Annotated in this window: 20 protein-coding genes; 11 read left to right on the forward strand and 9 right to left on the reverse strand. The window is 74.3% G+C overall.

The features are described from left to right. The first annotated feature begins 48 nt into the window (after positions 1–48). Together dapE and ACFVSN_RS31695 are read left to right on the forward strand one after the other, a co-directional pair. Positions 49–1125 (forward strand): succinyl-diaminopimelate desuccinylase, encoded by a 1077-nt coding sequence (dapE, locus tag ACFVSN_RS31690; protein ID WP_380438190.1) that lies wholly within the window; start codon positions 49–51, stop codon positions 1123–1125. A gap of 113 nt (positions 1126–1238) precedes the next feature. Beyond that, on the forward strand, positions 1239–2048 hold the full coding sequence (locus ACFVSN_RS31695) for a TIGR00730 family Rossman fold protein (protein WP_380438192.1): 810 nt from the start codon (positions 1239–1241) through the stop codon (positions 2046–2048). A gap of 39 nt (positions 2049–2087) precedes the next feature. Here the strand turns inward: ACFVSN_RS31695 and folP are convergent, their stop codons facing one another. Next, entirely contained in the window at positions 2088–2900 is an 813-nt protein-coding gene (folP, locus tag ACFVSN_RS31700) for a dihydropteroate synthase (RefSeq protein WP_387957069.1), read from the reverse strand. 118 nt (positions 2901–3018) lie between these two features. Here folP and ACFVSN_RS31705 point away from each other — a divergent pair, with 118 nt between their 5' ends. Next, a complete protein-coding gene (locus tag ACFVSN_RS31705; RefSeq protein ID WP_380438194.1) occupies positions 3019–3489 on the forward strand; it encodes a DivIVA domain-containing protein in 471 nt (156 codons plus the stop codon). After that, complete coding sequence (locus ACFVSN_RS31710; protein WP_380438196.1) at positions 3486–4106, forward strand: DNA-3-methyladenine glycosylase I; 621 nt, start codon at positions 3486–3488, stop codon at positions 4104–4106. The genes ACFVSN_RS31705 and ACFVSN_RS31710 overlap by 4 nt, the downstream gene beginning before the upstream one ends. 8 nt (positions 4107–4114) lie before the next feature. Here the strand turns inward: ACFVSN_RS31710 and ACFVSN_RS31715 are convergent, their stop codons facing one another. Continuing rightward, complete coding sequence (locus ACFVSN_RS31715; RefSeq protein WP_380438198.1) at positions 4115–4915, reverse strand: enoyl-CoA hydratase-related protein; 801 nt, start codon at positions 4913–4915, stop codon at positions 4115–4117. A gap of 298 nt (positions 4916–5213) precedes the next feature. Here ACFVSN_RS31715 and ACFVSN_RS31720 point away from each other — a divergent pair, with 298 nt between their 5' ends. Beyond that, complete coding sequence (locus ACFVSN_RS31720; protein ID WP_014137929.1) at positions 5214–5381, forward strand: DUF3117 domain-containing protein; 168 nt, start codon at positions 5214–5216, stop codon at positions 5379–5381. Between the two features lie 124 nt (positions 5382–5505). On the opposite strand, the gene ACFVSN_RS31725 is transcribed toward ACFVSN_RS31720, so the two are convergent. Further along, a complete protein-coding gene (locus ACFVSN_RS31725; protein WP_329928162.1) occupies positions 5506–6138 on the reverse strand; it encodes an O-methyltransferase in 633 nt (210 codons plus the stop codon). A 174-nt stretch (positions 6139–6312) separates the two neighbouring features. Between ACFVSN_RS31725 and sigE the strand changes: the two genes are divergently transcribed. From sigE to ACFVSN_RS31745, 4 genes are all read left to right on the forward strand, one after another. Then, positions 6313–7158, forward strand: a complete 846-nt coding sequence (gene sigE / locus ACFVSN_RS31730; protein WP_380503174.1) for an RNA polymerase sigma factor SigE — start codon at positions 6313–6315, stop codon at positions 7156–7158. Further along, positions 7155–8156 (forward strand): zf-HC2 domain-containing protein, encoded by a 1002-nt coding sequence (locus ACFVSN_RS31735; RefSeq protein ID WP_380438200.1) that lies wholly within the window; start codon positions 7155–7157, stop codon positions 8154–8156. Before sigE ends, ACFVSN_RS31735 begins: the two co-directional genes overlap by 4 nt. Before the next feature lie 153 nt (positions 8157–8309). After that, positions 8310–8747 (forward strand): sec-independent translocase, encoded by a 438-nt coding sequence (locus ACFVSN_RS31740; protein ID WP_380438202.1) that lies wholly within the window; start codon positions 8310–8312, stop codon positions 8745–8747. Between the two features lie 225 nt (positions 8748–8972). Next, positions 8973–9650 (forward strand): hypothetical protein, encoded by a 678-nt coding sequence (locus ACFVSN_RS31745; RefSeq protein ID WP_380438204.1) that lies wholly within the window; start codon positions 8973–8975, stop codon positions 9648–9650. Between the two features lie 90 nt (positions 9651–9740). Here ACFVSN_RS31745 and ACFVSN_RS31750 read toward each other — a convergent pair whose 3' ends face one another. From ACFVSN_RS31750 to ACFVSN_RS31765, 4 genes are all read right to left on the reverse strand, one after another. Beyond that, the gene (locus ACFVSN_RS31750) at positions 9741–10901 is read right to left on the reverse strand and encodes an Mrp/NBP35 family ATP-binding protein (protein WP_380438206.1); all 1161 of its coding nucleotides are present in this window, start codon (positions 10899–10901) and stop codon (positions 9741–9743) included. Between the two features lie 56 nt (positions 10902–10957). Next, positions 10958–11545, reverse strand: a complete 588-nt coding sequence (locus ACFVSN_RS31755) for a DUF1003 domain-containing protein (RefSeq protein ID WP_380438280.1) — start codon at positions 11543–11545, stop codon at positions 10958–10960. Between the two features lie 40 nt (positions 11546–11585). Then, a complete protein-coding gene (locus ACFVSN_RS31760) occupies positions 11586–12881 on the reverse strand; it encodes a magnesium transporter MgtE N-terminal domain-containing protein (RefSeq protein WP_380438208.1) in 1296 nt (431 codons plus the stop codon). Positions 12882–13018: 137 nt separating this feature from the next. Then, positions 13019–13552 carry a hypothetical protein gene (locus ACFVSN_RS31765; RefSeq protein WP_380499237.1) on the reverse strand — a complete coding sequence of 178 codons (534 nt, stop codon included), beginning with the start codon at positions 13550–13552 and terminating at the stop codon, positions 13019–13021. Between the two features lie 135 nt (positions 13553–13687). On the opposite strand from ACFVSN_RS31765, the gene ACFVSN_RS31770 reads away from it, so the two are divergent. Next, positions 13688–14611 carry a DMT family transporter gene (locus ACFVSN_RS31770; RefSeq protein WP_387597183.1) on the forward strand — a complete coding sequence of 308 codons (924 nt, stop codon included), beginning with the start codon at positions 13688–13690 and terminating at the stop codon, positions 14609–14611. Positions 14612–14637: 26 nt separating this feature from the next. On the opposite strand, the gene corA is transcribed toward ACFVSN_RS31770, so the two are convergent. Further along, entirely contained in the window at positions 14638–15762 is a 1125-nt protein-coding gene (corA, locus tag ACFVSN_RS31775; protein ID WP_380438214.1) for a magnesium/cobalt transporter CorA, read from the reverse strand. A 347-nt stretch (positions 15763–16109) separates the two neighbouring features. Between corA and ACFVSN_RS31780 the strand changes: the two genes are divergently transcribed. Further along, positions 16110–16748 carry a suppressor of fused domain protein gene (locus tag ACFVSN_RS31780; RefSeq protein WP_380438216.1) on the forward strand — a complete coding sequence of 213 codons (639 nt, stop codon included), beginning with the start codon at positions 16110–16112 and terminating at the stop codon, positions 16746–16748. A gap of 136 nt (positions 16749–16884) precedes the next feature. Here ACFVSN_RS31780 and ACFVSN_RS31785 read toward each other — a convergent pair whose 3' ends face one another. Beyond that, positions 16885–17745 (reverse strand): PHP domain-containing protein, encoded by an 861-nt coding sequence (locus ACFVSN_RS31785; RefSeq protein ID WP_387597187.1) that lies wholly within the window; start codon positions 17743–17745, stop codon positions 16885–16887. Positions 17746–17770: the final 25 nt, after the last annotated feature.

Consider the following 17770-nt stretch of genomic DNA (forward strand, 5'->3'; position numbering starts at 1 on the left):
CACAGGACCGCTACGCAGGGTCTCCGCGGCGCGCACTAGGCTGGCGTCATGAGCAGCCCCGAGACGACGCCCCTGGACCTCACCCTCGACGGCGGCACGCTGACCGCCCGCCTCGTCGACTTCCCGTCCGTGAGCGGCGACGAGCAGCCGCTCGCCGACGCCGTGGAGGCCGCCCTGCGCGCCTACCCGCACCTGACCGTCGACCGGTACGGGAACAACGTGGTGGCCCGCACCCGCCTCGGCCGCTCCGAGCGGGTCCTGCTGGCCGGCCACCTGGACACCGTCCCGATCGCCGACAACGTGCCCTCGTACGTCGACGGGGACCTGCTCTACGGCTGCGGCACCTCGGACATGAAGTCCGGTGTCGCCGTCCAGCTGCGGCTCGCGGCCACGCTGCCCGAGCCCAACCGCGACCTGACCTTCGTGTTCTACGACTGCGAGGAGGTGGAGGCCCACCGCAACGGCCTCGGCCACCTCGCCAGGGAGCGGCCCGACTGGCTGGCCGCCGACTTCGCGGTGCTGCTGGAGCCCAGTGGCGGCGTCGTCGAGGGCGGCTGCCAGGGCACCCTGCGCGCGCAGGTCAGGCTCACCGGCGTGCGCGCCCACGCGGCCCGTAGCTGGCTCGGCGACAACGCCATCCACCACGCCGCCGAGGTGCTCTCCCGGCTCGCGGCCTACGAGCCGCGCCGGGTGGAGATCGACGGGCTGGAGTACCGCGAGGGCCTGAACGCGGTGCGGATCGACGGCGGCGTGGCCGGCAACGTCATCCCGGACGAGTGCGTCGTGACGGTCAACTTCCGCTACGCGCCGGACCGCAGCGAGGCGGAGGCGGAGAAGCACGTCCGCGAGGTCTTCGACGGCTTCGAGGTGACCGTCACCGACTTCGCCCCCGGCGCCCTGCCCGGCCTCGCCCAGCCGGCCGCGCAGGCCTTCCTGGCGGCCACCGGCGGCCAGGCCAGGGCCAAGTTCGGCTGGACCGACGTCGCCCGCTTCAGCGCGCTCGGCGTCCCGGCGGTCAACTACGGCCCCGGTGACCCGAACCTCGCGCACAAGCGGGAGGAGCACTGCTCGCTGAGCGCCATCGCCGAGGCCGAGGAGCGGCTGCGCGCCTGGCTCACCAGCTGACCGCCGGCCGCCCGGCAGCTGATCCGATCAGAAGCCGAACGCCATCTTCCGGTTCCCCAACCGACCTTCCCCCGTTGCCTGAAAACGGGGGAGGTCCGGCGTAGGGTTTCGTCATGACAGGCACCGGAGACGAGAAGCAGTACGGGCACGGCCCCGAGCAGGTCGGCGTGCCGCGGAAGAAGAAGGCCTGGCCGGAGAAGCAGAAGGGCCCGGTGCTGGTGCGCCGGGACCAGGTCGGCACGAGCACCACGGACCAGCGCCTGCTGGACACCACCGGGCCGACCGACTGGCTGCACACCGATCCGTGGCGGGTGCTGCGGATCACCTCGGAGTTCGTCGAGGGCTTCGGCGCCCTCGCCGAACTCCCGCCCGCGATCAGCGTGTTCGGCTCGGCCCGGACGCCGGTCGACTCGCCCGAGTACGAGTCCGGCGTGGCCATCGGCCGCGCGCTCGCCGAGGCCGGCTACGCGGTGATCACCGGCGGCGGCCCGGGGGCCATGGAGGCCGCCAACCGCGGCGCCTCCGAGGCCGGCGGCCTGAGCGTGGGCCTCGGCATCGAGCTGCCCTTCGAGCAGGGGCTCAACGAGTTCGTCGACCTCGGGCTGAACTTCCGTTACTTCTTCGTCCGCAAGACGATGTTCGTGAAGTACGCCCAGGGCTTCGTGGTCCTGCCCGGCGGGCTGGGCACGCTGGACGAGCTGTTCGAGGCGCTCACCCTCGTCCAGACGAAGAAGGTCACCCGCTTCCCGGTGATCCTCTTCGGCAGCTCCTACTGGGGCGGGCTCTACGAGTGGCTCAAGAACACCCTCGTCGCGCAGGGCAAGGCGGCCCCGCGCGACCTGGAGCTGTTCCACATCACCGACGAGATCGACGACGTCCTGAAGATCCTCGCCGACGCCCGCCGGCCGGTCAACGAGATCTGAGCCGACGGGATCCGGGCAAGCGGGATCCGGGCGCCGCGGTCAGGCCAGTCCCCGGCGGGCCACCGCCGGGGGCCGGGTGCCCCGGATCGAGGCGACCATGTCCAGCACCTGCCGGGTCTCGGCGACCTGGTGCACCCGGTAGACCCGCGCGCCCAGCCAGGCCGAGACGGCCGTCGTCGCGAGCGTGCCCAGCAGCCGCTCGTCCACCGGCTTGTCGAGCGTCTCGCCGACGAAGTCCTTGTTGGACAGCGACACCAGCACCGGGAAGCCGGTCGCGGTCATCTCCGGCAGCCGCCGGGTCGCCTCCAGCGAGTGCCGGGTGTTCTTGCCGAAGTCGTGCCCGGGGTCGATGATCAGCGCGTCCCGCCGCACGCCCAGCTCCACGGCCCGCTCGGCCAGGCCGACGGTCACCCGCAGGATGTCCGCCATGACGTCCTCGTAGCCCACCCGGTGCGGCCGGGTGCGCGGCTCGGCGCCGCCCGCGTGCGTGCAGACCAGCCCCGCGTCGTACCGCGCGGCCACCTCGGCGAGCTTCGGGTCCACGCCGCCCCAGGCGTCGTTCAGCAGGTCCGCGCCGGCCTCGCAGACCGCCTCGCCGACCTCGTGCCGCCAGGTGTCCACGCTGATCACGGCGTCCGGGTGGCGCTTTCGCAGCTCCGCGACGAACGGCACCGTGCGGCGCAGCTCCTCCTCGACGGTGACCTCGTCGCCCGGCCCGGCCTTGACCCCGCCGATGTCCAGGATCGCGGCGCCCTCGGCCACCGCCCGGTCGGCGGCCACGAAGGCGGCCTCGTCCGCGAACGTCGCCCCCCGGTCGAAGAACGAGTCCGGGGTCCGGTTGACGATGGCCATGATCACCAGCTCGTCGTCACCGAATTCGCGCGGTCCCAGGCGCAGCGCCACCGATGTCTCCTCCACGGCTCCCCAGGGTGCGATGATGGCCCCCGGCCTCACTAGGGACCATGCTGTCATGATCAGCGCGGTCCGGGCACCTGACAGCAGGCCGGCCGGGAAGTCGGGAGGACAGCTCGTGTTCTGGGTGATCGTGGTCGCCATGGCCGTGGTGGTCGGCGGCGCCGCGCTGGTGGCGCTCGGCGGCGGCGGTTCGATGCCCGAGGCGGTTCAGGACCGCCTCGCGGCGCGGCTGCCGCAGGACCGTCCGCTGCACAAGACGGACGTGGACGACCTGCGCCTGCCGATGGCCGTGCGCGGCTACCGGATGGACGAGGTCGACGACGTCCTGGACCGCCTCGGCGCCGAACTCGCCTACCGCGACTCGCGGATCGCCGAACTGGAGGCCGCCGCCCACCTGCGCGGCGCGGTCGAGGCCACCACGGGACCCGACGCCGGCGCCGAACCGCTGCCCGGCCTGGAGGCGTTCGCCAAGGTCGTCGAGCCGGCCGGGGCGCCCGAGGACGCGAAGCCGGTGGAGGACCGGTGACCGGTCCGCAGGACGGCACCGTCCTCGGCGCCGACGGCCTGCGCCGCTGCGGCTGGGGCGACTCGACCGACGACTACCGGGTCTACCACGACACCGAGTGGGGCCGCCCGGTGCACGGCGACGACGCCCTGTTCGAACGGGTCTGCCTGGAGGCCTTCCAGTCCGGTCTGTCCTGGCTGACCATCCTGCGCCGCCGCGAGGGCTTCCGGGCCGCGTTCGCCGGTTTCGAGATCGCCGCGGTCGCCGAGTTCGGCGAGGCCGACGTCGAGCGGCTGCTCGCCGACGCCGGCATCATCCGCAACCGGGCCAAGATCGAGGCGGCCATCGCCAACGCCCGGGTCGCCCGCGGGCTCGACGGCGGCCTGGAAGAGCTGATCTGGGGCTTCGCCGGAGACCCGGACCGGCCGGCCCCCCGCACGCTCGCGGAGGTCCCGGCCGTCACGCCCGGGTCGACGGCGCTCGCGAAGGCGCTCAAGAAGGAGGGCTTCCGCTTCGTCGGCCCCACCACCGCCTACGCGCTCATGCAGGCCTGCGGCCTGGTCGACGACCACCTGGCGGCCTGCCACGTGCGCACCGAGCTCCGGAGCCCGTCCGGCAAGGCCCGGCGGCCCCGGTAACGCGGCGCTCAGCGGCCCCGGTAGGCGGGCTTCTCCTTGGCGATGAAGGCGCGGACCGCGATCCGGTGGTCCTCGCTCTCACCGGCCAGGGTCTGCAGCTCGTCCTCCTTGTCGAGCAGTTCGTCCAGCGAGTGCGAAGCCCCGTACGCCAGCGACTCCTTGATGGCGCCGTAGGCCACCGTCGGGCCCTCGGCCAGCTCGCGGGCGAAGACCCGTGCGGTGGCGGCCAGTTCCTCGGGCGCGACGACCTTGGTGGCCAGGCCCAGCTCCATCGCCTCGGTGGCCCTGACCGTCCGCGGCAGCATCAGCAGCTCGGTGGCCTTGGCGTGCCCGACCAGCCGGGGGAGCGTCCAGGAGGCGCCCGAGTCCGCGGTCAGCCCGATCCCGGCGAACGCGGTGTTGAAGCCGGCCTTCTCGGACAGGATCCGGAAGTCGCAGGCGAAGGCGAGCGAGGCGCCCGCGCCCGCCGCGACCCCGCCGACCGCCGCGACGGTCGGCTTGCGCATGCCCGCCAGCGCCCGCACCAGCGGGTTGTAGTGCTCGGCGACGGTCCGCAGCGCGCCCTCGCCGGTCTCGTCGGCCCGCTTGAGCATCGCGAGGTGCTCGTTGAGGTCCTGTCCGACGCAGAACGCGCGCTCGCCCGCCCCGGTCAGCAGCACGGCGCGCACCGCCGGGTCGGCCGCCGCGGCGGTCATCGTGTCCCGCAGCGCGACCTTCGTCGCGACGTCCAGCGCGTTCATCGCCTCCGGACGGTTGATCGTGATGACGGCCAGGCCGCCGTCCAGCTCGTACAGCACGGAATCGGACATGGGCGAGGGGTCTCCCTTGTGATCGCTGCGGTCTCGTCGGGTGTCAGGATGCCGGAGCACCGGGCCGCCTGGGGAGTGTGAGGTATCGCACCTTCCGGTGGTGTCCGCACCGCCGGCGTGCCGGGGCTTATGACGGCAAATGCGGCGGTTGGGGCGGATCCGGCCGAGGTTGCACCGAGAGTGATGTTGGTCATCAGGCCGTGGCATGCGGGATAATGGCTTCCGATCAATGCGTTCGATACCGGCGGTGGACGGACTGCCGGTGCGTAGCTGAGCGGTTGCAGGAAGGGGAACGAGCATGGCGGCCATGAAGCCGCGGACGGGTGACGGCCCGCTCGAAGTCACCAAAGAGGGGCGGGGCATCATCATGCGCGTTCCGCTCGAAGGCGGCGGACGCCTCGTGGTGGAGCTCACGCCTGACGAGGCCGACGCCCTCGGCGAGGCCCTGAAGAAGGCCTGCGGCTGACCGCAGCGGGTGCTCCCCATCTCCTGGAGATGTACTGCCGGCCCGGGTCCGACGTCATGTCGGCCCGGGCCGGCGGCTTCCCGGGACCGGCCCGGGACCGGCCCGGGGGCGCTCCCGGGGGCGCTCAGCGTTTGACGGCGCAGAGCAGCCCGTCCGAGACCGGCAGCAGCGCGGGCAGCAGCCCGTCGCTCTCCCGGACGTCCTGGACCAGGTTGCGCACCGCGTCCGTCTGCGGGTCCTGCAGCTCCGGCTCGGCCAGCCGGCCCTCCTGGAAGACCCCCTCGAAGCAGACCATCCCGCCCGGCCGCAGCAGCCGCAGCGCCTCCGCCAGGTACTCCCGCGACTCCGCCGGATCGCCGTCGCAGAACACCAGGTCGTACTGGCCGTCCGCGAGCCTCGGCAGCACCTCCAGCGCCCGTCCCGGTATGAACCGCGAGCGGTTGGCCGCGAAACCCGCCGCCTGGTACGCCTCGCGCGCCAGCTGCTGGCGCACCGGCTCGGAGTCCACCGTGGTCAGCACGCCGTCCGGCCGCATCCCGCGCAGCAGGTAGACCCCGGAGACGCCCGTCCCGGTACCGATCTCGGCGACCGCCTTGGCGTCCAGCGCGGCCGCCATCAGTCTCAGGCACGCCCCGCCGCTCGGCCCGATCGCCCTTATCCCCGTCCGCGCGGACTGCGCCCGGGCGTAGGTCAGCACCGCGTCCTCGCCCACGTAGGTGTCTGCGAGGGCCGCGCGCGCGGGCCCGAACTCGCTGATGGCTGCCTCTTTCGGAGCCCCGGGTGGCGGCCCGGTGCCGGGGGATGTCGATATTTCCTGCCACAGATTACTGGCCGGGCGGGAACCGCGTACGGCGGCGGGCCGTTGTGAGGAGGGACCGGGTGCGGGAGACCTCCCGGGCACTTTTATCCGGGCTTGACGGGTGAGGTGGATATGGTGGTGGCCCTGCTGGGCAGAAGAGCCGACCGAGGAGGTGTGGCCGAGGGCGACGTCCCCGTGCGGCGGCACGTCCGCGGCACCGCGTCGGCCCGTACGCCGAAGCCCGTGATGAACCAGCCTGCGCACTCCGACCTGGACCAGCCCGCCGCCGCGACGCCGGACGCCGGTACCACCGAGGCCCCCGCCCTCGCGACCTTCACCGAGGGTCCCGACGCGCAGTCCTGGACTCCCCCCACGTGGGAGGAGATCGTCGAGGCCCACAGTGCCCGCGTCTACCGCCTGGCCTACCGCCTGACGGGCAACCAGCACGACGCCGAGGACCTCACGCAGGAGGTCTTCGTCCGGGTGTTCCGTTCGCTGTCCACCTACACCCCCGGCACGTTCGAGGGCTGGCTGCACCGGATCACCACCAACCTGTTCCTGGACATGGTCCGCCGCCGCCAGCGCATCCGCTTCGACGCGCTCGGCGACGACGCGGCCGAGCGCCTCGCCTCCCGCGAGCCCAGCCCGGCCCAGCACTTCAGCGACACCCACTTCGACGCCGACGTCCAGCAGGCGCTGGACACCCTCGCGCCGGAGTTCCGCGCCGCCGTGGTGCTCTGCGACATCGAGGGCCTGTCCTACGAGGAGATCGCCGCCACGCTGGGCGTCAAGCTCGGCACCGTCCGCAGCCGCATCCACCGCGGCCGCTCCCACCTGCGCGCCGCGCTCAAGCACCGCGCCCCCGGCTCGGCCCCCGGGCGCGAGCGCCGCGGCGGCTCGGAGGAGCCGGTGCCGGTGGGCGCCGCCGCCGGCGAGGTCCCGGCAGCACCGGGCGGGCGCGGACGGAGGCGATCGTGAGCGGAACCGGCCGCTCGGGGTCGGGCCGTCCGGAGCCGTCCGGCCGGTCCGCCGCCAGGCGGGGCTGGTCCCTGCCCGGCCGCCGCGGCGGTGACGAGCCGGGCGAGCCGCTGCCGTCCGCCGCCCCGCTGCCCGGCGACGCCGAGCTGCGGGCCGTGGCCGTGCGCCCCGCCGAGCCCGCCGCCGAGGAGCACCACCTCGGCGAGCGGCTGTCCGCCTTCCTGGACGGCGAGCTCGGGCACGACTCCCGCGAACGCGTCCAGGCCCACCTGGCGACCTGCCCGCAGTGCCTGGCCGAGGCGGACGAGGGCCGCGGCGTCAAGCACCTGCTGACCCGCACCGGCACCCCCGGCCCGTCCTCGGGCCTGATGGCCCGCCTGATGGCCGTCGGGAGCCTGCCGGACGACGAGCAGCCCGGCTCCGACTGGCGCGACGGCCGGGACGACGACGACCTGCCCGGCGGCGGCGTCACCGGCCCCGGCACGCTCGGCGGCAGCCGGCTCGACGGCGGCTCCTTCGGCCGCGGCGCCGGCGCCTCCTTCGGCGCGGGCGCGCTCGGCGCCGGCACCCCGCTGCCCGGGGTCGACCCGCGCGCGTTCGGCCGCGGCGGGGCCGTCCTGCGCCCGCTGATGGGCCGCCGCGCCGCGCGCCCCGAGGCCCCGGCCCGGCCGCAGCCCGCCGCCGCGGTGGCCGTGGTCCGGCCGTCCGCGCCGCGCGGGCGCCGCTTCGTCTTCGCCGCCGCCGGCGCCTTCTCGGTGGCCGCGGTGACGCTGGGCGGCGTCGGCGGCCTGAGCGCGCAGAGCGAGGACCAGCACGGTACGTCGGTGAGCCCGGTCGGCTCGGCCGGCACCCCCGGCCGCGGTGGCGGGCTGGTCCCGATGAACGCGCAGGTCCCGGTGGACTTCCCGGGCTTCCCGGTCGCCGCGACGCGCGAGGCGACCCCCTTGCCGGACCGCCCGGTGGGCGGGCTGACCGCCCTGCACCGGGAACTCCGCTAGACCCGGTCCTCAAGACCCGCGCCACAGCGCCGCTCGCGGACGGCTTCCGGCCATCGGCCGGTCTTTACCACGGGTTCATCACACCGTGGACCGGAGACCCGCCGATGGCCATTACCCTGTAGGAACCGTCGTCCGGCGAGCTAGGGAGCATAGGTGTTCAGCGACGTAGGCGGGCTGGAGATCCTGACCCTGATCGTCATGGCGATCATCATCTTCGGCCCCGACAAGCTTCCGAAGCTGATCCAGGACACGATGGGCTTCATCCGCAAGGTCCGCTCCTTCGCCGACAGCGCGAAGGAGGACATCCGCAGCGAGCTCGGCCCGGAGTTCAAGGACTTCGAGTTCGAGGACCTGCACCCCAAGACCTTCGTCCGCAAGCAGCTCATGGGCGGCAACGAGGACCCGCTGGGCCTCAAGGACATGAAGGACTCGCTGGACATCCGGTCGGTCCTGGACGACAAGCCCACCGGCCCGGTGAACGGCCGCGCCGGCAGCGTCAGCTTCGACAAGGCCGCCGCCCCGGCCGCCGCCTCCGCCGGCCCGCCGCTCCAGCCCGGCGAGCGCCCCCCGTTCGACCCCGACGCGACCTGACCGCGCCCCCGCGCCGTCGCTCTTCGGCCACGCCGCCGCCCCGCTCGCCCGCACGGTTGAGCGGGGCGGCGGCGTGCGCGCCGCTATTGTGCTGATTGTTCCCGTCGAGCTGTCCGTCAGTTCCCGCGCCCGCGCGGGCCGCAGGACGCGCGGCGGGGGCGCCGGGGCCCGCCACCAAGGGAGCGGGGTCCCGGCAGGCACACGTGCTTTAGAGGAGGCCCGGGGATGGACGCGACGAGTCAGGCGGGAGGGGCGACGGCCACGGCCGGCGGCCCGGTGGTCGGCGGGCAGGCCGGCCCGGCGGACCCGCTGGTGCCCTACCTGTCCGCCGACTTCCCGTGGTACGGCCTGGACGACGGCTGGACCGGCCGCCGCTACCTGATGCAGGCCGGCGCCGGCGGCCCCCGCGGCGGGGCGTCCGCCGGGGTCGACTACGGCACCCTCGGCCACGGCGAGGAGCCGGCCCGCCAGTTCGAGCCGCGCGACGTGCGCAAGTTCGCCGTCGTCGTCACCGTCGCCCGCCGCGACAGCCGCCGCAGCGCCGACAACACCGGCACCCTGGAGGCGACCTCCGCCTCCTCCGCCGCCTGGCTGGCCGGCTCCGGCCTGCTCGCCGCCACCTGGCCCGGCCAGCTGGACCGGGCGCTGCGCCAGGACTGGCTGGAACAGCAGAGCTCCCTCGCGTGGGACCTCGCCGACGACCTGGCCGGCCCCGGCTGGTCCACCCTGAGCCTGCCGGTGAACGGGCTGCCGCAGCCGTTCCGCTACCGCGAGTCCGAGTACGGCTGGGTGCTGGCCGGCGAGGCCCCCGGCGTCCTGCTGGGCGCGTACGGCCGTGGCGTCAGCGCCTACGGCGCCGGCTTCTCGACCGTCCCGGACCTGACCGCCTACACCCGCCCCTAGCGCCACGGTACCGGCACCGGTACCGGCGCCCCGTCCGCGAACGCGCCGAGGGGCCGGGTGGCGCACCACCCGGCCCCTCGTGACGTACGGCTAGAACTTGTTCCTGGGCGTCAGGCCGAGCGACATGCCGGACAGGCCGCGCTGGCGCCCGCCGAGCTTGCCGGCGACGGCGCGCAGGGCGGCGCCGGCCGGGGAGTCGGGCGCGGCGAGCACGACCGGGCGGCCGTCGTCGCCGCCCTCGCGCAGGCGGACGTCGATCGGGATCGAGCCGAGCACCGGCACGGTCGCGCCGACGGTGCGGGTGAGCGCCTCCGCGACGGTCTGGCCGCCGCCGGTGCCGAAGACGTCGATCATCTCGTCGCAGTGCGGGCACGGCATGCCGGACATGTTCTCGATCACGCCGACGATCTTCTGGTGCGTCTGCACCGCGATCGTGCCGGCCCGCTCGGCCACCTCGGCGGCGGCCATCTGCGGGGTGGTGACGATCAGGATCTCGGCGTTCGGGACCAGCTGCGCCACCGAGATCGCGATGTCGCCGGTGCCGGGCGGCAGGTCCAGCAGCAGCACGTCCAGGTCGCCCCAGTACACGTCGGCGAGGAACTGCTGGAGGGCGCGGTGCAGCATCGGGCCGCGCCACACGACCGGGGCGTTGCCCGGGGTGAACATGCCGATCGAGATGACCTTCACGCCGTTCGCCTGCGGCGGCATGATCATGTCCTGGACCTGGGTGGGCCGGCCCTCGACGCCCAGCATGCGCGGCACGCTGTGGCCGTAGATGTCGGCGTCCACCACGGCGACCTTCAGGCCGTCCGCGGCCATCGCGGCGGCCAGGTTGACGGTCACCGAGGACTTGCCGACGCCGCCCTTGCCGGAGGCGACGGCGTAGACGCGGGTGAGGGTGCCGGGCTTGGCGAACGGGATCTCCCGCTCGGGGGCGCCGCCGCGCAGCAGCTGGGAGAGCTCCTTGCGCTGCTCGTCGCTCATCACGTCGAGCTCGACCTCGACGCCGCTCACGCCGGGGACCCGTCCGACCGCCTCGCGGACCCGGGTGACGATGGTCTCGCGCATCGGACAGCCGGAGACGGTCAGGTAGACCGCGACCCGCACCGCGCCGCCCTCGGCGATCTCGACCGATTTCACCATGCCGATCTCGGTGATCGGGCGGTTGATCTCCGGGTCGTTGACGGTCGACAGCGCCTGGCGCACGGAGTCCTCCGTGACGCCGGCCGCGACCTCTGTCTCGTTGGCCATGCCTTGATGGTACGGCGCCCGCCGATCCCCTTAACCCGTCGGTAGCGTGCCGCCGGTCACAGCGCCTCGCTGGTCTCCCGGCGCTCCTCGATCTCCTTCAGCAGGGACTGGAGTTCGGAACGGATGAAGTCCCGGGTGGCGACCTCGCCGAGGCCCTGGCGCAGCGCCGCCACCTCGCGGGTCAGGTACTCGGTGTCGGCGATGTTGCGGTCGCTGCGGGCCCGGTCCTGCTCCATGTTGACGCGGTCCCGGTTGTCCTGGCGGTTCTGCGCGAGCAGGATCAGCGGCGCCGCGTAGGAGGCCTGCAGCGACAGGACCAGGGTCAGGAAGATGAACGGGTAGGAGTCGAAGCGCACGTCGTCCGGGAGCAGGGTGTTCCAGGCCACCCAGATGATGATCACCACGGTCATCCAGACGATGAACCGTCCGGTGCCGAGGAAGCGGGCGATGCGCTCGGAGAGCTTGCCGAAGGCCTCCGGGTCGTACGAGGGCAGGGAGAGCAGGCCCGGCCGGGCGGTGCGCGGCTGGTCGAACCGGGCGCGGTTGGAGCCGCTGATCGGGGAGGTCTCCAGGCGCTCGCGGCTGCTGCCCTCGCGGGTGCGCAGTTCGCGCAGCTGGCGCAGTTCCCGCAGCTCGCCGCGCAGTCGCCGGCGTGCGGGGTCGTCGTCCGCCCGTCCCTTGCGGTCAGCGTCCACCGATCGCCCCTTCCGTCTCGTGCTGGTCGTGGTCCCGGGCGTGCAGCGCGGCGTCGCGCCAGTCCTCCGGCAGCAGGTGGTCGAGCACGTCGTCGACGGTGACGGCGCCGAGCAGGTGGTCCGCGTCGTCGACGACCGGGGCCGCGACCAGGTTGTAGGTCGCCAGGTAGCTGGTGATCAGCGGCAGCGGGGTGTCCGGCGGCAGCGGGTCGAGGTCGTCGTCGACCAACGAGCCGACCAGGACGTACGGGGGCTCGCGCAGCAGCCGCTGGAAGTGCACGGTGCCGAGGTAGCGGCCGGTCGGGGTCTCGTTGGGCGGGCGGCAGACGAAGACCTGCGCGGCGAGCGCGGGCTTGTGGTCGCGCACCCGGATCCGGGCGAGGGCCTCGGCGACCGTCGCGTCCGGCTCCAGCACGACCGGCTCGGTGGTCATCAGACCGCCCGCGGTGTCCTCCTCGTAGGACAGCAGGCGGCGCACCGGCTCGGCCTCGTCCGGCTCCATCAGCTGGAGCAGGCGCTCGGCCTCGTCGTTCGGCAGCTCGGAGAGCAGGTCGGCGGCGTCGTCCGGGTCCATCGCCTCCAGGACGTCGGCGGCGCGCTCCTCCTGGAGCTTGCCGATGATCTCGACCTGGTCGTCCTCGGGGAGCTCCTCCAGGACGTCGGCGAGCCGCTCGTCGTCGAGCGCGGCGGCCACCTCGGCTCGGCGCTTGGCGGACAGGTGGTGCATCACGCCGGCGAGGTCGGCGGGGCGCAGCTGCTCGAAGGTGGCGAGCAGGTTGGCCGCGCCCTGGTCCTGTTCGAGCAGGGCGAAGCCGGTGACGTCCTGCCAGTCCAGGGTGAGCCGCTCGCCCTTGCCCTTGCGCAGCCGCCCGGCCCGGCCGACCTGGACGAAGACCTTGCTGATCTCCCACTCGCGCAGCCGGCTCTGGACCATGCCGACGTCCAGCACGGTGACCGGCTCGTCGGTCTTCGACCACGTGACGGTGCGGTCCAGCAGCTCGGCGAGGACGAGGGTCTCGGCGGGGCGCTGCTCGAAGCGGCGCAGGTTGATCACGCCGGTGGTGAGCACCTGGCCGGACTCCAGGCTGGTGATCCTGGTCATCGGGAGGAAGATCCGGCGCCGTCCGACCACCTCGACCACGAGTCCGAGCACCCGCGGCGGGCGCCCGCCCAGGCGCAGGGTGACGACCACGTCGCGGACCCGGCCGACCTGGTCCCCGTTCGGGTCGAAGACCGCGATCGCGGAGAGATGGGAGATGAAGACCCGGGTGCCTGGCCCTGCCATGAACTCCCTCGACTCGCTCGACCGGTCCGAAACCGTGCTGGGCGCGCGCCGCGGCGCACCCGTTGGCCAAGGCTACCCGCGGCGTGCGGGAGCGGCCCGACGAGGCACTGTCGCGACGGAGTACCGGAGGCGAACCTTCAGCGGCGCTTGAACAGCAGTTTGGGCAGGCCGGCCGGGATCGGCCGGCGGGTGGTCGCCGGGGTCGCCGGCGGCACGGCGGCGTGCGAGCCGTCCGGCATCGCGCCCGGGCGCTCGGCCAGGGCGCCGGCCGGCTCCAGCCGCAGCACCCGGCACTCGCGGGCCCAGCGGTCGGCGATGGTGTCGGTGTCGGGCGCGTTCAGCCGCTTGCCCTTGAGCTCCTCGACCGCGCCCAGCCAGGCCTCGCTGTGCGGGGCCAGTTCGGTGACCCGGGCCGGCCAGCCGGTGAGCCGCCCGCCCTTGTCCTTGCTGCGGACGGTGACCACGGCGCCGGAGCCGGCGGCCAGGCCGTGCAGCGGCTGCTCGCCGCCGTCGCCGACGACGACCACGGCGCCGTCGTGCCACGCGTGCCAGACCGGGCGGGACTGCTCCTGGCCGTCGGCGCGGACCCAGAGCAGTCCGGACTTCTTCGCGGCCTCCTCCAGGAGGGCCTGGTCGAGGAAGTCGTCGGCGGTGGCGGGCGTACGGTCCATGGCCCACAGCGTACGGCCTCCGCCTCGTACGGGCCGTCTCACCCGTCGGGCGACAGTTCCATCGCTCTGGCACGGGCCTTACGGTGAGACCCGCTCAGCCACCCCGCCAGCCACCCTCGCCCGCGAAGGAGCGCCGTGCCCGCCGCCCGGCCCGCCACCGCCCCCGCGCCCACCGCCGGTGCGTCCCCCTCGCACCCGCTGCCCACCCTCGACCTCCTGCTGCTCGCCGTCTCCATCAGCGGCATCTCGCTCTCCGGCCCGCTGATCAGCGCCACCGCCGCGCCGGCGCTCGCGATCGCGTTCTGGCGCAACGTCATGTCGGTCGGCGTGATCGCCCCGTACGCGCTGCTGCGCCACCGCGCCGAGCTGCGCGGGATCGGCCGGCGGGCGCTGCTGCTCGCGGCCGCGGCCGGCGCCCTGCTCGCGCTGCACTTCGCACTCTGGATGCCGAGCCTGCGGATGACCTCGGTGGCCTCGGCGACCGCCCTGGTCACCACGTCCCCGCTGTGGACGATCCTGCTGATGCGGCTGTTCGGCACCCGGGCGCCACGGATGGTCTGGCTCGGCATGGGCGCCGCCTTCGCCGGCGTGCTGGTGCTCACCGGCGTCGACCTCTCGCTCTCCCCGCGCGCGCTCCTCGGCGACGCCCTCGCGCTCGGCGCGGGCCTGGCCGCGGCCGGGTACATGCTGCTGGGCGCCGAGGTCCGCAAGACCGTCAGCACCACCGCGTACACGCTGGTCTGCTACGCCACCACGGCGGTCGTGCTGCTGGGAGTCTGCCTGGCCGCCGGGACGCGGATGTCCGGCTGGCCGGCCGGGGTGTGGTGGCAGATCGTGCTGCTGATGGTCGCCGCGCAGTTCCTCGGCCACTCGCTGAGCAACCGCGTGGTGCGCACGCTCGGCCCGTCCGTCACCTCCACCGCCATCCTGCTGGAGGCCCCGGGCGCGGCGCTGATCGCGGCGCTCTGGCTCGGCCAGTGGCCCCCGGCGGCCGCCTACCCGGCGGTGGTGCTGATCCTGCTCGGCCTGGTGCTGGTGGCCCGCGCCGGGCGGCGCTGACGGCGTCCCGCCGGCCGGGGCGTGCGCTACAGCCAGCCGTTGCGGCGGAAGCCGCGGTACATCGCCACGCAGATCACGGCCACCGTGCCGAGCACCAGCGGGTAGCCGAACCGGTGGTGCAGCTCGGGCATGTAGTCGAAGTTCATGCCGTACACGCCGGTGATCATGGTGGGCACGGCGAAGATCGCGGCCCAGGCGGTGATCTTGCGCATGTCCTCGTTCTGCGCGACGGACACCTGCGCGAGGTTCGCCTGGAGCAGTGAGTTGAGCAGTTCGTCGAAGCCGTGCACCTGCTCGGTCACCCGCGCCAGGTGGTCGGCGACGTCCCGGAAGTACTTCTGGACGTCCGGGTCGACGAGCCCCTGCTGCGGCTCCGAGAGCTGCTGCATCGGGCGCAGCAGCGGGACCACCGCCCGCTTGAACTCCAGCACCTCGCGCTTGAGCTGGTAGACCCGGCCGACGTCGGTGCCGCGCCCGCCGCGGTTGCAGAAGACGTCGAACTCGATCTCGTCCACGTCGTTCTGCAGCCGCTCGGCGACCAGCAGGTAGTTGTCGACGACGTGGTCGGCGATCGCGTGCAGCACCGCGGCCGGGCCCTTGGCGAGCAGCCCGGCCTCGTCCGCGTCCGCCTCCAGCCGGTGGCGCAGGTCCTGGAGCGAGCCGTGGCCGCCGTGCCGGACGGTGATCACGAAGTCCCGCCCGGCGAAGACCATCAGCTCGCCGGTCTCCACGACCTCGCTGGTCGGCGTCAGCTGGTCGTGCTCGACGTAGCGGATCGTCTTGAACACCGCGAACAGCACGTCGTCGTAGCGCTCGACCTTGGGCCGCTGGTGCGCGTGCACCGCGTCCTCGACCGCGAGCGGGTGCAGCCCGAAGCGCTGGGCGATGCCCTCGAACTCCTCCTCGGTCGGCTCGTGCAGTCCGATCCAGCTGAACGAGCCCGCTCCGCCCGGCAGTTGACGCGCGGCCCGGACCCGCCGGGCGGCCTCGCGCGGGCTGCAGCGCTGCCCGTGCCGACGGCCGTCCTGGTAGACCGCGCAGTCCACCACGGCCGAGCCGGCATCACCCGGCGGCACGGTGTCGTAGCGGCCGGTGGCCGGACGGCGGCGGCCCGGGCGGACGGCGGCGCGCAGGTTGTTGATCATCGACATGGCAGGCTCCCTGGAACAGGAGCCGCCGCACGTGCGGCGCGAGCGGGCGGAGGGCCGCGGGTGCGACGGCGAGGAACACCGGTGAAGGGCGGGGAGCTCTCCCGGCCGGTTTCTCCGCGGGCCGCCCCCGGTCGCCGCTACGGGATCAGCGGGCGGGGCGGGACGTGCGGGAAGGGCGCTGGGGAGAGCTGCCGGTACTCCGATCTCGGCCGGTATCCACCGCAACCACCTCCTTCGCGCCGCGGCCCCGGAAGGCCCGAACTCATGGTTCCCGGTGGCCAGTCGCTCACCCTAACATCCGGCCGGCGACCGGCGCCGGGCCCGGTGCGCGGGATACGCTCACGGGCATGGCGCACGACTTCCCGATCTTCGGCGACCCCCACGGCTCCTCCCCGGAACTCTCCCGGGAGGCGGTGCTGGCGGCCGTCGAGGCCCGGCTGATCGCCACCTTCGGCGAGCCGAGCGGCCGCGCCGCGGTCACCTTCCTCGGCACCGACCGGATCGAGCTGCTGCGCTTCGGCCCGGACGCCGGCGGCCTCGTCCGCTACACGACCCTCGGCATGGCCGCCGTCCCGATGGCCGACCCGACCGCGATGGTCGCCGACCAGGTGCGCGGCCCGCGCGCCGAACTCGTCCTGACCGTCCGCGGCGGACGCGACGACGTGCTGCGCAGCCTCGCCACCTTCGCCGCCACGCCGCAGGTGGAGGGCCTGGTGGTGGCCCCCGGCGGCTCGCTGGACCTGGGCTCCCCGCTGTGGGCGGGCGCGCCGTTCACCTCGGTCCTGGTCGCCGAGCCGGGCGGCCTGGTGCCGGACCTCGACCTGGACGAGCCGGCCGACCCGGTCCGCTTCCTCCCGCTGCTGCCGATGACCCCCAACGAGGCCGGCTGGAAGCGCGTCCACGGCGCCGCCGCCCTCCAGGAGCGCTGGCTGGAGCACGGTACGGACCTGCGCGACCCGGAACGCCGCGGCGTCCGCCTGGACTGACGGGGCGCCACCCGGGGTGCGGTTCTCGGCTCAGGCCGGGGCCCTGCGATCCGGACCGGAAGGCACGCCCGGGCGCGCGCTCCGGGCGCACCCCGCCCCGGCGCTCCCGCACGCCCGCGCGGCTCCGCGCGCGGGCTCAGCCCCCGATCGGCTTCGCGCCGGTGGCCTGGGCCAGCAGCGCCTCGTACACCCCGGGGTCGGTGGTGTGCTCGCCGAGCCGGACGGTCTTGCGCTCGCCGTGGTAGTCGCTGGACCCGGTGACCAGCAGCCCGAGCTCGCCGGCCAGGCCGCGCAGCCGGGCCCTGGTCTCCTCGTCGTGGTCGGTGTGGTCGACCTCCAGCCCGGCCAGCCCGGCCGCCGCGAGCCCGGCGAGCACCTCGTCGGAGACGGTCCGCCCGCGCTTGACCGCGCCGGGGTGGGCGAACACCGGCACGCCGCCGGCCGCCCGGACCAGCCGGACCGCCTCGGCCGGGTCGGTCTCGTGCTTGCGGACGTCCGCCCGGCCGCCGTTGGCGAGCCACTCGGCGGTGAAGGCGTCCGAGACGGTCGCCACCACGCCGGCCTCGACCAGCGCGCTCGCGATGTGTGGCCGGCCCACCGAGCCCTCGCCCGCGATCCGCTTTACCTGCTCCCAGTCGATGTCCGCTCCCAGCTCCCGGCAGCGCTCGACGATCGCCTTCCCGCGCCGGAACCGGTCGGTGCGCACCAGCTCCCGCTCGGCCGCGAAGGCCGGCTCGGCCGGGTCGAACAGGTACGCCAGCAGGTGCATGCTGATGCCGTCCACGACGCAGGACAGCTCGGCCCCCGGCACGAGGGTCAGCGCGGTGCCGGCCGGCAGCGCGTGCACGGCCTCGGCGGCCTCGGCGTGCCCCGCGACGGTGTCGTGGTCGGTGAGCGCGACGACGTCGAGGCCCGCGGCCACCGCCGCCGCGACCAGCTCGGCCGGGCTGTCGGTGCCGTCGGACGCGGTGCTGTGGGCGTGCAGGTCGATGCGCACGGGTCGGACCTCCTGGAGCTCGCGG

The organism is Kitasatospora sp. NPDC057904, assembly GCF_042887925.1.
In the GTDB taxonomy this organism is placed as follows: Bacteria; Actinomycetota; Actinomycetes; order Streptomycetales; family Streptomycetaceae; genus Kitasatospora.